The sequence below is a fragment of the Reichenbachiella sp. 5M10 genome (assembly GCF_002742335.1).
In the GTDB taxonomy this organism is placed as follows: Bacteria; Bacteroidota; Bacteroidia; order Cytophagales; family Cyclobacteriaceae; genus Reichenbachiella.
Map to the genome: position 1 here is coordinate 1,109,049 of NZ_MDGR01000007.1, position 14,071 is coordinate 1,123,119.

The 14,071-nt window shown below is 40.4% G+C and carries 10 protein-coding genes; 6 read left to right on the forward strand and 4 right to left on the reverse strand.

From position 1 onward, the window contains the following. Positions 1 to 5: 5 nt before the first annotated feature. From BFP72_RS04600 to BFP72_RS04610, 3 genes are read right to left on the reverse strand one after another with little or no spacing between them, the layout of a single operon-like run. Positions 6 to 1,958, reverse strand: coding sequence for a response regulator (locus tag BFP72_RS04600; RefSeq protein ID WP_099598023.1), 1,953 nt, complete (start codon positions 1,956 to 1,958; stop codon positions 6 to 8). Positions 1,959 to 1,992: 34 nt separating this feature from the next. Beyond that, positions 1,993 to 2,409: a response regulator gene (locus BFP72_RS04605; protein WP_099598024.1), complete on the reverse strand. Its 417-nt coding sequence runs from the start codon at positions 2,407 to 2,409 to the stop codon at positions 1,993 to 1,995. Continuing rightward, complete coding sequence (locus tag BFP72_RS04610; RefSeq protein WP_143519938.1) at positions 2,406 to 4,163, reverse strand: ATP-binding protein; 1,758 nt, start codon at positions 4,161 to 4,163, stop codon at positions 2,406 to 2,408. Before BFP72_RS04610 ends, BFP72_RS04605 begins: the two co-directional genes overlap by 4 nt. Positions 4,164 to 4,589: 426 nt before the next feature. Between BFP72_RS04610 and BFP72_RS04615 the strand changes: the two genes are divergently transcribed. From BFP72_RS04615 to BFP72_RS04640, 6 genes are all read left to right on the forward strand, one after another. After that, entirely contained in the window at positions 4,590 to 5,714 is a 1,125-nt protein-coding gene (locus BFP72_RS04615) for a PAS domain-containing sensor histidine kinase (RefSeq protein WP_099598026.1), read from the forward strand. 7 nt (positions 5,715 to 5,721) lie between these two features. Continuing rightward, positions 5,722 to 6,168, forward strand: a complete 447-nt coding sequence (locus tag BFP72_RS04620; protein WP_099598027.1) for a response regulator — start codon at positions 5,722 to 5,724, stop codon at positions 6,166 to 6,168. A gap of 9 nt (positions 6,169 to 6,177) precedes the next feature. Further along, positions 6,178 to 8,745: a PAS domain-containing protein gene (locus BFP72_RS04625; protein WP_099598028.1), complete on the forward strand. Its 2,568-nt coding sequence runs from the start codon at positions 6,178 to 6,180 to the stop codon at positions 8,743 to 8,745. Beyond that, positions 8,738 to 9,394, forward strand: coding sequence for a response regulator transcription factor (locus BFP72_RS19255; RefSeq protein WP_099598029.1), 657 nt, complete (start codon positions 8,738 to 8,740; stop codon positions 9,392 to 9,394). The genes BFP72_RS04625 and BFP72_RS19255 overlap by 8 nt, the downstream gene beginning before the upstream one ends. 174 nt (positions 9,395 to 9,568) lie before the next feature. Then, positions 9,569 to 10,009, forward strand: coding sequence for a hypothetical protein (locus BFP72_RS04635; protein ID WP_099598030.1), 441 nt, complete (start codon positions 9,569 to 9,571; stop codon positions 10,007 to 10,009). Between the two features lie 10 nt (positions 10,010 to 10,019). Next, positions 10,020 to 10,586 carry a hypothetical protein gene (locus BFP72_RS04640; protein ID WP_099598031.1) on the forward strand — a complete coding sequence of 189 codons (567 nt, stop codon included), beginning with the start codon at positions 10,020 to 10,022 and terminating at the stop codon, positions 10,584 to 10,586. A gap of 903 nt (positions 10,587 to 11,489) precedes the next feature. Here BFP72_RS04640 and BFP72_RS04650 read toward each other — a convergent pair. Further along, complete coding sequence (locus BFP72_RS04650; RefSeq protein WP_099598033.1) at positions 11,490 to 13,901, reverse strand: DUF4114 domain-containing protein; 2,412 nt, start codon at positions 13,899 to 13,901, stop codon at positions 11,490 to 11,492. Positions 13,902 to 14,071 lie beyond the last annotated feature (170 nt).

The window sequence follows — 14,071 nt, forward strand, 5'->3', positions numbered from 1 at the left end:
TCGAATTAAGACGCTTCTTTTGTTTCTAGCATAAGGGGGGAGTGACACCATTTTTGAATTTTACTAAATAGCTCTTCTGTTTTGAATGGCTTAGAAATGTAATCGTTCATGCCGCAATTCATGCAAGTGTCTATGTCACTACTCATGGCACTTGCCGTCATGGCTATGATAGGTATATTCTTGAGAGGTTCACTGTAGACGTTTCTGATGATTTGAGTGGTTCTGACTCCATCCATTACAGGCATATGTAGGTCCATCAAAATGATGTCGTATTCTTTTTTGTTCAACATGTCAATGGCAATTTTCCCATTTTTGGCAATGTCATAATCTAGGTTTTGTCCATCAAGTGTAGATTTGATTAAGAATTGACTCATTTCGTGATCCTCAACGATCAGTATTTTTTTAGTTTGAATCTCGGAATCTAGAAATTTACTTTGATGGATGACCTTTTCAAGGCTTTCAGCCTCTTCGAGTAGTAGAGAAAAATCAAATTTTGTTCCTTTACCTATCTTGCTTGTGACATAAATATTGCCTTTGTGTATCTCCACGAGTTGTTTCACGATAGGTAGTCCCAACCCGGTGCCTCCATATTTTCTGGTTGTATCGGAGTTGGCTTGCGTGAAGATTTCGAACACATGATCTATTTTGTCCTTCGGAATGCCAATGCCTGTATCTGAAACCTCAAACCCAACTCTGTATCCATTTTTGTCTGATTTCTTCTTGAAGACCTTTAGTCCAATAGTACCCCTTTCGGTAAATTTGATACTATTGCTTATCAGGTTTGTTAGGATTTGGTTGACTCTAACCGGGTCTCCATGAAAATATTGAGGTAAACTCTCGTCTATGTCTATCTTGATGTTAATATTCTTTTGACAAATTGGTACGGAGAATGATTCCATACAAGAATCAACGGTGTGCTTAAGGTCAAAAACAGTTTTTTCAAGCTGAATTTTCCCTGACTCAATTTTGCTGATGTCCAGTATGTCATTGACCAAACTCAGGAGATGGTTGGAAGACCAGTTGATTGCTTCCATGTATTTATGCTGTGTTATATTGAGCTGTGTAGCTGCCATCAGTTTGGTAAATCCAATCACGCTGTTCAATGGCGTTCTGATTTCGTGACTCATGTTGGCTAGAAAAGCCTCCTTTGCTTTTTCAGATTTTATGGCACTTTCTTTTGCCGCAATGAGCGCTTTCTCCATTTCTTTGTTTTGAGTCAAGTCTGTTTGGACAATAACGTAGTGCGTTATATTATGATTTTCGTCACAAATGGGTGTAAGAGAATTATGTGCCCAATAGTGAGTGCCAAATCGAGTGTAATTGATGGATTCAAAAGAATGAGACCCTTTGTTGATTATGACTTTGTTGATGATTATTTCATCATCAAAAGGGTTAGTTTCTGGGTGCAGGATACCTGCGCATTGCCCAATGATTTCATCCGCAGTGTATTGGGTGATTTCTAAATAGGCATCATTGACCCATTCTATGTTTTGATCTTTGTCTAATAAAATGACAGGGTTGGTCGTTTTTTTAGAGATCAAAGACAGTTGGTTGATCTGTTTTTCAGCTGCTTTGAGTGCTTTTTTGTCTTTGCGCTGTTTGAGGATTTTGTCAATGATGATGGGTAGCACTTTGAGGTAATTGCGTGAGCTGTCTTTGATTAGATAATCTTGCGCTCCGTTTTTCATGGCTTCAATGATCACGTCTTCATTGCCAGCGCCACTGACAAAAATGACAGAACTATCGATGCATTCAGGTATGACATCAAAAGCATCGCCATCTCCCAATTGATAGTCGGTAATAACAATTTCGTATGCTGTTTGAGAGAGTATTTCCTTTGCGATGGCTACTGATCCTGCTATATCAATATGATAGTCAGGCATGTTTCTTTTGCCAAATCTTTCGAATGCCAATTGATCAATTTTGTCGTCTTCAATTAAAAGTATTTTCGTTTTCATGATAAGTTGCTTTGGTGTGTGAAATTTGTTTCAATTAACAATGTGCTATTTCGCTTGTCAGCCAATACGTACAGATTGTTTTGAGTGTATTTAGGAATTGTGGATAGTCAACTGGCTTGACCATATAGCCAGAGGCTTGTTCTTGAAAGCTGTCAATTCGATCTTGATCTTGTGTAGAGGTTGTCATCACTATGACAGGGATGAGTTGGTGAGAGGCATCCTTTTTTACTTCGTGCAAGAATTCTATACCGTTCATTTTGGGCATGTTGAGATCTAGTAGTATGATTCCAGGTCTAGTGTTTGACTTGTCATTTAGGTACTCTAGTGCCTCCAATCCATTTTGCTTGATGATCAATTCATTCTCCATTTTGAGATGAAAAAGACCTCTTTTGACTGTCATTTGATCAACTTTGTCGTCTTCTACTAGAAGTATGGGTAGTGTGTTTTTCATGACTGTAGGTTTAATCTTGATGTGTTTTGTGGTAGTGTAAAGAAGAAGGTGGTTCCTAGGTTTTTGATGGATTCGAGCCATACTTTGCCGCCATATAGCTCTACGCTTTTTTTGACGATGGCCAATCCTACACCGGTACTTTCGTATTCATCTCTAGGGTTAAGTGTTTGAAAAATTTGAAAAATTTTATCAAAGTATTGTTTTTCAATGCCTGGACCGTTGTCCTTGACGCTAAAGACCCAGTTACCATTGTCTTGTTGGCAGTTGATCTTAATTTCTCCAAGGCTTTTGTCCATGTATTTTACGGCATTGCTTATTATGTTTTGAAAGATTTGTTGAGCTCTGGTTCTATCTATATTTAGAGTTGGTAAATGAGTTTCGATGCTTACCTCAAAGTTCTCTTTGGGTACGATGGCATCTTTGACATCTTGTACTATTTCGTTTAGGTCTTCTGTTATTTCTTCTCCTTTTGCTCTGCCTACTCTTGAGTATTCCAAAATACCGTTGATTAGGTTCTCCATTCTTGTTACTCGACTGTTGATAAGCTTGAATTGCTCTTGGCCCTCCTGTCCTAACTGTTCTGCGTAGTCTTCTTGCAGCCAGCTAGAAAGAGAACTAATCGCTCTAAGAGGAGCTTTTAGGTCGTGTGAGACGATATGAGCAAAATCTTTTAGCTCTTTATTTACTTTGCGTAGTTCTTCCTCTGCTTTTTTCTTTTCAGTAAGGTCAGCGATGATTTCGAAATACCCGATAGCCTTTCCATCATCCTTAATAGCATTGATAGTGACCAGAGCAGGGAAGAGTCTATCATCTTTTCTTCGCATGAGTGTTTCTTGATTTATCGTTTTTCCTTCATTCACATGACGAAGCAAGGTGTTCATGGCATTTTCCTCGTTATCGCTTTCTATTTGTTCTACCATTTCATGTAAACAGTCACTAGAATGTAGGTCCTCAGGAGTCATACACATGACCATGTCTTCTTCGCTCTGTTCGAAGTACCGCTCAGCAGCGGGGTTGGCTCCTGTGATAGACCCATCTAGGTCAGTAGTGATGATGGCAAATTCTGAGTGATCAAAAATGGATCTGAAGTATGAATACAATCTGGTGATTTCCTTTTGATAGTTGTTGAACGCAATGAAAACGTAACCATCAACCTCGCCCGAATTTCGATATATGACCTCTCCAGTCAGCATGACAGATTTTAACTCTGTATTATGCGACATGATATAAGCTTCACTTTGTTCAGAGTAGTTTTGTACGAGCTCTTCTATATTGCAATCAAAAAATATGGAGCTAACATTGGTTCCCTTCATTTGGGTTTCGTCAACTCCCATTTCTATACACAGGGCTTCATTTACCTTCTGAATGTGATAATTTTTGTCCGTGACAATGAGATAGGAACTCATGGATTCCATCACCTTGTCCAAATAGCGTTTGGATATGTTGGTTGTTTTGAGTTCGGTGGTGGTCTTGAGTCCTGCGTAAACGACGACCAGCGAAAAGACAGAAGCACTCAGTTGTAAAGACAGGAGGGAAATGTTGTGCTCCCAGTTTGATTGAAACAGTGCTTGTAAGGTAAGGTTAAGATTGAAAACCAGAAAAGTGAGAAGAAGGACAAGTGATACCCACCAGATGATTCGATATAGTCCTCCGTTCATCGAACCATATATGCGGAACATAATGAGAGTAGCTATAATCAATATCCCAGAGCTGATTAATCCGGGCATCTGAAAGTATCCTATTGAAGTGTCCATGATTCTATTTGTTTGATTGCTTGATTCAAAACTAGACTCTGCGTCATCCAATTGGTATAGGTGATTTCCGTAAAGCTATTTATATGGGAATCTATGATTAGGCTCAGGAAATAATCAAGACTAAAGTTAAACTGCGAGTATGCAGTTTCTTTTGTGTAAGAAATTCGTGTTTTTTTGCTATATTGATTAAAGCAGCGAGATGAGAGAATTTATGTTAATGTAACACCACATTATATATGTTCTTTATGTCTATACATATATTATCCTATTTGACATGATCAGTAGTTCGTGTCAAAGAGTGTTTGCCCAAGCGCACTCAAATGGAATATGCCATATGGGGCCATACATACCTACAGGTAGGTATAGTTTTCATAGATTCATGGCTTACGGTGTTTGTATACTTGAAAAAACTGTAAAGTATGTGCTATGGAGAACTATTTGAAACGCGAACTGTATGAGCAGATCAAAAAGGAAGATCTGATTTTTGATTTTTTGCAAGAGTCGTCTTTGGATGGGTTGTGGTTTTGGGATCTTGAGAAGCCAGAAAATGAATGGATGAATGGAAAGTTCTGGACAGAGTTGGGGTACAATCCTAAAGAAATGCCGCACAAGGCAACAGCTTGGCAAGATATCATTAATCAAGAAGATTTACAGCTAGCTACAGATAATTTTTATAAGCATGTGGCGGATCCATCACATCCGTATGATCAAGTGGTGAGATATACTCACAAAGATGGAAGCACTGTATGGATAAGGTGTAGGGGACTTGCTATTCGTGATGCTCAGGGCAATGCTACACGAATGTTAGGAGCACATCATAACATCACACCTATCAAAGAACTCAACGAGAAACTAGAGGCTCAAAATGCAGATCTAGATCAGTTTTCCTACTCTGTTTCACATGATTTGAGAGCCCCACTCAGGATCATGAATGCATACGCTGAGATCTTAAAGGAAGAATATGCAGATAATTTGGACGAAGAGGCCAATCGTATGCTTTCCAATATCATACACAATGCTTCCAATATGAACAATATGATTGAGTCACTTTTGTCATTTTCAAGATTGAGCAAGTCTGAATTAAATAAAGTAGAGATCAATGGAGGGCAGTTTGTGGAAGACTGCTTGGCCTACATAAAGTCAATACAGGATATTAGTGGATTTGAGATTAACCTGAGTCAGGATATGCCAACACTGTATGCAGATCGAAATATGCTCAAGCAGGTAGGGATCAATATATTATGCAACGCTCTAAAATATAGCGGCGCTTCTGAGCAAAAGAGAATTGACATTGGCTGGAAGGATCATGGTAATATGACTGAATTGAGTTTTAAGGATTATGGAGCAGGCTTCAACATGCAATATTATGAAAAAGTATTTTCTGTCTTTCAGAGACTTCATACTCAGGAAGAATTCGAAGGGACGGGAGTGGGGCTTGCATTGTGCAAACGTATTGTAGAAAAACATGGAGGAAAGATATGGGCGGAGAGCACTCTGGGTCAAGGCGCCACTTTTTATTTTTCGTTGATTAAGTATGACACTACGAAATAAGTGAGTTATGATAGATAATGTAAATGACATAGAAATCGTACTTGTCGAGGACAATCACTGGGAGGCTGAGCTTACAATTCGCGCCTTGAAAAAAACAGAATTGGACAGCAAGCTAATTTGGTTGAAGAACGGAGAGGAAGTAAAAGAATTGTTGCTTAATGAAGAAGACGATGTACCGAAACGACAAATTGTAAAACCTAAACTTATCTTGATAGATCTCAACCTTCCCAAAATCAATGGGGTAGAGATTATTAGTCTGTTAAAATCAGACTCCAGAACAAAGAATATCCCTATCGTCGTGATGACTTCATCCAGTCAGGAAGGAGACCTCAATAAATGTTATGAGTTAGGTGTCAATAGTTACGTGGTAAAACCTGGAAACTACCAGTCTTTTTCTGAGGCATGCAATCAGATAGGACTCTACTGGACTATGACTAACAGAGCTATCGAATAACAAGGATTTATGAAACCTACTAGCCTAACACAGCCCCAATATCGTTTCTTAATATTAGAAGATGTTCCGTTTGAAGTGGATTTGATCAAACGAAGTTTATCGACAGAAGGAATAGAAATGGAAACTTGTGTAGTTGACAATAAAAGGGATTACCAGAAGCAACTGCATTTTTTTAAGCCAGACTTGGTCATATCAGACTATAATTTACCATCGTTCAATGGCACAGAGGCACTGCAAGACGCCATTGAGTTCAATCCCGAAATGCCATTCATTATCGTGACAGGCACGCTTGGCGAAGAGAAGGCCGTGGATTTGTTGAAAATGGGAGCTACAGATTTTGTTCTCAAGGATAATTTGCCCCGGTTACCTATGGTGGTCAAACGTGCCTTGTTAGAATTGAGTAGGCGTGAACAGGATAGGAAGAATAAAGAGGAATTAAGATTACTGAAGGAACATCAGCGTCAGTTGTTTCAATTTGCCCCTATTGGTATCAGTGAGATGAGTCTGGATGGTCGTATTTTATTTATCAATGATTTCGGAAAATATTTGTTTCGGATGACAGATCAAATGATGGAGACAAAGACTTTCATTTATGACTTATTGGACGCTAAGGAAAAGGCACCTCTTAAGCGGTGGCTAAAGGAAGAGCAGTCTGCAAAGAGTAACGCTATCATATTGCGAAATAAGAAAAAGGATCGTTTCATTCAATGCACATGTATCCCATATCAAAATGCCTCAGGTGACGAAGTTTTTATTGGGGTGTTTGAGAACGTTACCGAAAGCGTGAATACCAAAAGGCAGCTGAGAGAGAAGAATCAACTTTGGGAGACGCTGATGTCAACTATTGCCGATGTGGTGTATCAAAAAGACCAACTAGGTAAATATGTCATGGTTAATAGAGCTTTTGAAGACATGTTTGGGGTGAAAGAAAAGGATGTTTTGGGAAGTAAGGATAAGGATTTTATGAATTTAGGTTTTGCGAGTGAGTTAGAGGAAGCAGACAAACTTGCGATAGGCACCAAGGAGCACGTGAGGTCTACCCTTACTTTTTTGAATGAAAACGGAGGAGTTGTCTACCTTGATTGTCACAATACACCTATCCTCAATAACAGGAAGAAAGTGATAGGTACTGTGGGTACTGCTAGAGATATTACTTCTAGGGTGAAAGCTGAAGAAAAACTAAAGCAAAGCGAGGCTTTACTGATTGAAGCTGAAAATATCGCAAATATAGGCAGTTGGGAATTTACCATCAAAGGGGAACTTATCACGGGGTCTGTTGGTACCATGAAACTTTTCGGGTTGTCATTGACTAAACGAACATGGCACTACAGTGTTTTTATCAATAGATGTCACCCTGATGATCGCGAAGAATGCCTTAAATCTTTGCAAAATGCTATCCTAGAGGGAGAAAATATGGATATCGAGCATAGGGTGATCCAAGAGGAGCATGGGGTCGCTTGGGTGCGTACCAAGGGTAGGATAGTCTTGAATGAAAATAATATGGTAGAAAGAATAGTCGGGACTGTGCAGGATATCACCGAGCAAAGGAATACTCATCAACGCCTCGTTATGAATAGACAATTGTTAAATGAGGCGCAAGCTATCGCACAAATAGGTAGTTTTGATTGGACCATAGCACAAAATATTCTCCATTGTACGGATCAATTTCAGTCCATCTTGGCGCTACAGACGAGTAGCATTTGGCCCAATTTTGACAACTACATTGAGAGAATTCACCCTGCTGACCGTGAACTGACACGAAAAAAAATATTCGACGCACTATCCAATGCGGATGAATATGACATAGAGCACCGTATTCAACTGCCGAATGGAAGTGTCAAAACTGTGAGAGCAATAGGTAGAGTGAAAAAGGATAAAAATGGTCAACCAGATCATTTGCTAGGTACTATTGAGGACATTTCAGACAAAAGAGAGATGGACAATGTCATGATAGAAGGCCAAGAAATGGAGCGGGCTCGGATTGCTCGAGAAGTTCATGATGGAATTGGTCAACTCTTGGCTGCTACCAAATTCAACTTATCAGCTCTAGATGGGATGCCTGAAGCGTCGAGAGATGAGCAGTTGGATAAAATTCACAATACGCTAGAAATGACAATTGATGAGGCCAGAAGGATAACTCGTAATCTTTCAACCAAAGTCTTGGACGAACTAGGTTTAGAAAAGGCTGTTATGGAACTGTGCACTCAGTCCAATGACTTGGTTGGTTTGCATATAGATACAGAATTTAGTGTAGGAACTGTTAAATTGAGTGAAAATGCTAAACGTAGCGTGTACCGTATGTTGCAGGAATCTATAAACAACATGCTGAAATACTCCAAAGCCACCAAAGGTTTAGTCACAATGAAAGATGAATGTGACGGGTTGTTAGTATGTGTGAAAGATAATGGTGTAGGGTTTGATCTGAATGATCCCAAAGTAAAACAGGGTAATGGACTGACCAACCTAAGTCAAAGAGCAAAAGTGCTTCATGGGTATTTTAATATCAAATCAAAACCTAGAGGAGGAACAGAAATATCAATTACTATTCCTTACGAAAACCTAAACAAGAATGAATAGAATAAAATTAGTAATTGCAGATGACCATGGTCTCATTCGAGATGGTATTACTGCTATGCTCAAGTACGAGGATAACATCAATATAGTAGCTGAGGCGGTCAATGGCTTGGAGGCAATAATCCAAGTAGAGCACCATACTCCTGATATCGTACTGATGGATATTATGATGCCTGAAATGACTGGGATAGAAGCACTCAAGAAGATTAAGGATACAGCTCCAGAAACCAAAATCATCCTCATGTCTATGGAGATTTCGGAGGAGTTCATCTCAGAAGCCCTAGAGTATGGTGTATCTGGATATCTTCCAAAGGATGTGAGGAAAAATGTATTGGTCAAGGCTATCAATAGAGTACATGATGGTGAAGAGTATTTTGATGCCAAAGTATCAGATGCCATTTTTAAGAACTACTATAAGAAGAAGACCAACAACAGTACAGTAGTAGCGGGATCTGGAAAATTGAGCAAGAGAGAAGAAGAAGTGCTCACATTGGTGTGTCAAGGTTTGGGCAATATCGAAATCTCTGATAAACTATTTATCAGTCCTCGAACAGTGGACTCTCACAAGAGTCACATTATGGAAAAACTTGGTCTTAAAAACACTGTAGAACTCATCAAATTTGCCATCAAGAACGGGTTTACGGAGTTGTGATGGACTCTGAGTATCAGTAAAGCGTCGCTGTAGTGAGTGCTTAATTACCTTTTGGGAGGCAGAAAGCGGACTTTACTGAAATCACCTAAAAACCATATTACAACATTTACGGCTTACAAGAGTGCGGGTAATTGTCAACTTTTGGATTATAAATCTAACGAAAAGACAATAGCCATGAAGCGCCTCTTGAAAATCACCATCACTATTATAATTTTTATACTAATCGCCAATTGGTGCAGTGCTCAACAATTGAGAGTGAGTGCTCTCGTAGAAAAAACTGCGATGGGATTACAGACAGGAACTGAAATTAGTTACCGTTTGAAAAACAATGTTGGGATAGGAGGTTTTTATCAAAAGAACCTAGCAGGGCTCAATGAAACCACCAAGTCCAACTACGAATTTACGGGGCTAGCTCTGTCAGTTCCAATGACTAAATGTGATAAGCTCATCTTGAACGGGGTGCTTCGAGCTGGCTTGAGTAGTAGACGATTCGTCATTGTGACTCCATCGGTCGAGACGGAGATCAAGGTCTCTAGACACCTGTCCTTCGCTTTAGGGCTGGGTATCCGCGCCACCGAAGCAGCCATCAATACTAAACTTTCTTGGACATTATAATCTGAAAATTATGGACCGATCTATACTACTATCGATATTTGTCCTGTTACTCTTTAGTGTAGGGTGTGAGCAAGAGTGGGTAGAACCATACCAGACCTACACCATCAAAAAAGGAGAACATTGGTCAACCTACAAGCAGTCTTCCCTCTTGTCGGACCAACTGAACTTTACTGTGGTTTTTGATGAATCAGCGATGTACAAATGTGAAGTTGCAGAAAACCAATATGACATCAACAAGCTTCTTGGGTTTTCGGATTGCAACAGCATGCACCATGAAAACAGTGCGAGATTTGGCTGGTGTTGGACCAACGATCAGTTGGAAATTCATGCCTACTGCTATGTGGATGGTGAAAGAAAAACAGAATTAATCGGGGCAGTGCGACTCAATGAGCCTTCCAACTATAGCCTTGAAGTGACAGAGTCACAATACATCTTCAAGCTTGATCAATATCCTTCAGTGTCCATAGATAGAGGTAGAGTTTGCAACGTAGGCGTTTATTATATGCTGTACCCATACTTCGGAGGTAACGAAAAGGCACCACAAGACATCTCAATCCAGTTGAGGATTGATTATTAAAAGCCATCAATGGCAATATTCCTTACAGATCTACAACAAGCTATAGGAGTCCACTGCGATCATTCGCTATGGACTTTTTTTGATATATGGCCAGGGTCGGTAGTGAAGAGTCAGCTTGTAGGGTAGGGATTGAAAACTATTTGGCTCAGAAGAATCTGGAGGTGTGAGAGCTGCACTACTTGATGGTGTGGAGTTTCAAAATGGACTTTTCTGCCCTGTGATGATTCGTCCTTTACCATCTGTGACAATGGGGGGTGTTGTTTGCTTTTGCCAATCTTTATTCCCGTCCATGTCTGGACAGGTGATGTTTGTTGCATGTTTAATCTTGAACAGAATGAGAGTAAGGCAGAGTTGATTTTCCTTATTTCCCCACACCATCTAGGGATTGAATAGAACCTCTGCGCCAGTGTTTAATGGCTACTTGGGTCAAACAAGGAACAGGTTTGCAGTTCGGATTGCGCTGATCAATATCAGGGCCGATCGTACACTTTATTTCTCTAAATTCGATTTTGTAGCGTGTTTTTTGGTTTACAACGACGACATGAGTTTCTCGCTGTGTATTCTTACTGATGTCCATTGGATTGTCAATTGATCCTTTTGAAAGACGTGTTTTTTTTGCTTCATACTTCTATGAAAATTCTAGGCCTGACTTATTGAAATATGAAGGCAAGTAGTTCCCTTCATACTTTTTTAGCTCTCATACAGTGTTCCGTTCAAGTACATCAGGGTTATCGCCTATTGATTCTAGCATAATATGTTCAATACTTATAGAGATTTTTTGCAAAACATGTGGTTTTAGTCTAGGGCTGCCGTAGGGGCAGGGCAATCACGAGAGATGAATCACAAAAAAGCCTCTCTGATCACTTCAGAGAGGCTGTCTATATATTATCTAATCCTGTGTCTCTAGTTTACTTTTAACATTCTGGACTGTCTACCCCATGATCCATCTATGACTACCCAGTACAGACCTGCTTTTAGGTTGAGGTCCAAGCTTTTTTTGGTTGATAGTCCGATTTCTTGTAGCTCCATCAGTCTTCCTTCCATGTCAAAGACACTGATCTGCCCACTGGTCTCCTCTACAAATTCTACGTTGACCTGTCCGTTGGCGGGATTTGGATACATTTGAAAATCAAGAGGGCGGCTTTCAGTACCTATTGCCATGATTACTTGTTCATTGCCCAGACGTAGATTGCTGATCTCAAACTCGAAACTTTCTTCTTCGCCCTTGGTGTTGATATAGGAGAAGATGACTGCTTGGATTGATTCGATCTGTTGGCCAGTATTTACTCCCTCTCTTTTGAATTGATCAAATGGTAAGACTATTTTTTGGTTGCTAGATGTACGACTGATCGTGGTTTTAAGACGTTGAGACCAGTCAGTAAGCCCCTTTTCTAGTAAGACTACCTCCAACTGCGTGCTGCTATTGATGTCGAATGATAATGAGCTAAATCTGGATACGTCAAGTGTTCCATGACCTGCCATTACATTCCTAAAAATATTCACCACATCTGAGCTTTTTCCTTGGACTACAATGTTGCGTTCCAATATGTATTGGCTATTGTTTCTGTCTGTGTATTCAGGTGCTGCGATGTTGAACTCATCTAACGTCGAGTATTGTTCGTTGTAGTCAGTGCCCCAGGCGCCATCTGCTAGATATAGAGCATCAAAGGCAGTCTCGTTAGGTACCTGGACCGAGATGCCCGCGTCGAAGAGACTCTCGATATCTAAGCTGATGGTCTCGGTGTTTTCACCTGAGAGAACAATGCTTTCAGTATAGGGTGAATAATTGCTGCTTTCAGTCGCTCTAAGGTTGCCAGATATCTCAATTTGCTTCACATGCTCTGGGTTGTTGATTTCTAAGGTAAGTTTGCCTTGACTGTAACTTCCCTTTTTGACCAAAACTTTGGGTATTTGTGTTCCTTGCTCATTGGGCAGGACAGTTTTTTCATTGGCCAATTGATCCAGTATATGGGAGATGGTATGAAAGACCTGAGCAGGGCTTGTACCCCATGCTTGGAAATTTAGATAGTCACCTGGAGGATAGTTGTCAATATTCCATAGGCTGTAGACTTTGTAATCTTCGTCATTGTCTTGTGCCGAAAACCAAGAGGCATATTCTGTAGTTGTATTGTCAAGTTTTATTTTGGCAAAGATGACTTGATGGCCTTTTAGCTCAACTGAGCGTAGTTCTTCTATGCTACCACCATTGAGTCTATCGCATACATTTTTGGAGTGATTGTATACAGAAGTGGAGGTTTTAGTAAGCAAGGCTGCGGCTACTCTTTGCTCGGCCATGTAGTAGTCGGTTGCGAATACCTCATCGGCGTTAGTGAGACCTATCAGATCTTCAGGGCTTGATACTCTTACATCCTCTTGTCCTGTAAAACCCTCGGAGGGTAAGTAGGTCTGAGTACTGCTTGTTCTTGCGCTGCGCATATGAGCAGACATGGTTACCTGTCTTGCTTTGACGTTGTGGTTGTCGTTGCTTTTGACACGGTTCAGCTGACGTTTGGCAATAGCTGTGGCTAGATCTCCATTGCTTTCTAGACCTCCGTCATTTCCAGAGCTTATGTTTTGGCTATCCACGATCTGAGCAATGTTATTTCTTTCGATCGCCTCGATAGGGTTGGCGGTCACATAGAATATAGCGTCATTGAAATCTTGATCACAGCTTTGCCAATCTCTTCGGATGTCTTCAAAGCCCAAAATGATCAAATCACCTTCGGGATCGTTGAGCAGGACATTGTGGTAACGGTCTGATTTTTTACTTTCTGGATTAAAATCAGGGTTAGAGTAGAGTACCCAGTGTCCGTCTGTGACATTGTCGTTTCTGTATCCATCGGCAATGAGTACCCAGCCAATACCTGTGTTTGCAGAGAAAGTCCCGATTTTTACTCTATCCCCAGCATGCAAGCCTCCCCCAAGGCCTTCTTCGGATACATTGGGAAAGATAATGGTAATGTCTTCCTTGGGAGGAGTAGAAGTATAAGGTGCATCCATGTTGTATGTATAGAATCCCAATACGTTTCTGTATCCCGCGCCTTCTTTGACGAAGGTTACCCATACATCGGCACTATCCAGCAATTGGATATCATTGTCATATCCTGAAGAGATCAGATGTGGGTTGTAAGTCGGTACAGGTTTGCTTTCTGGGAGTGAGGCATCTATGTTGTTGAGCAATTCTTGAGAAAGAGCATCTCTTCCATCTAAATAGTCAGGTACTCCCTGTCGGTCGAAACCACCGAGGAATTGATATTGAGCCATGAGAGGGATATACAGGAGGGTCAGTAGGCATGTGTAAATTAATTTTTTCATTTTTCTAGTGTTTAGAGGAAGGGGTGTTCCATTCCCTGATTGAGGATACAAGGATATAATACTCAGAAGTGCCTTTGAGTGGAGTTTCGTTGGATGGCAGAAATCGAAGGGTGACCTGCATTTTAGAGCCTGTGCATATGATTTTGCAATTCGACGATAACTTCGACAGC

Excerpts from the sequence above, each read along its gene's own strand:
- BFP72_RS04635 (WP_099598030.1), top strand. The coding sequence starts at position 9,569 with ATGAAGCGCCTCTTGAAAATCACCATCACTATTATAATTTTTATACTA.
- BFP72_RS04605 (WP_099598024.1), bottom strand. The coding sequence starts at position 2,409 with ATGAAAAACACACTACCCATACTTCTAGTAGAAGACGACAAAGTTGAT.
- BFP72_RS04610 (WP_143519938.1), bottom strand. The coding sequence starts at position 4,163 with ATGGACACTTCAATAGGATACTTTCAGATGCCCGGATTAATCAGCTCT.
- BFP72_RS04615 (WP_099598026.1), top strand. The coding sequence starts at position 4,590 with ATGGAGAACTATTTGAAACGCGAACTGTATGAGCAGATCAAAAAGGAA.
- BFP72_RS04620 (WP_099598027.1), top strand. The coding sequence starts at position 5,722 with ATGATAGATAATGTAAATGACATAGAAATCGTACTTGTCGAGGACAAT.
- BFP72_RS04600 (WP_099598023.1), bottom strand. The coding sequence starts at position 1,958 with ATGAAAACGAAAATACTTTTAATTGAAGACGACAAAATTGATCAATTG.
- BFP72_RS04625 (WP_099598028.1), top strand. The coding sequence starts at position 6,178 with ATGAAACCTACTAGCCTAACACAGCCCCAATATCGTTTCTTAATATTA.
- BFP72_RS04650 (WP_099598033.1), bottom strand. The coding sequence starts at position 13,901 with ATGAAAAAATTAATTTACACATGCCTACTGACCCTCCTGTATATCCCT.
- BFP72_RS04640 (WP_099598031.1), top strand. The coding sequence starts at position 10,020 with ATGGACCGATCTATACTACTATCGATATTTGTCCTGTTACTCTTTAGT.
- BFP72_RS19255 (WP_099598029.1), top strand. The coding sequence starts at position 8,738 with ATGAATAGAATAAAATTAGTAATTGCAGATGACCATGGTCTCATTCGA.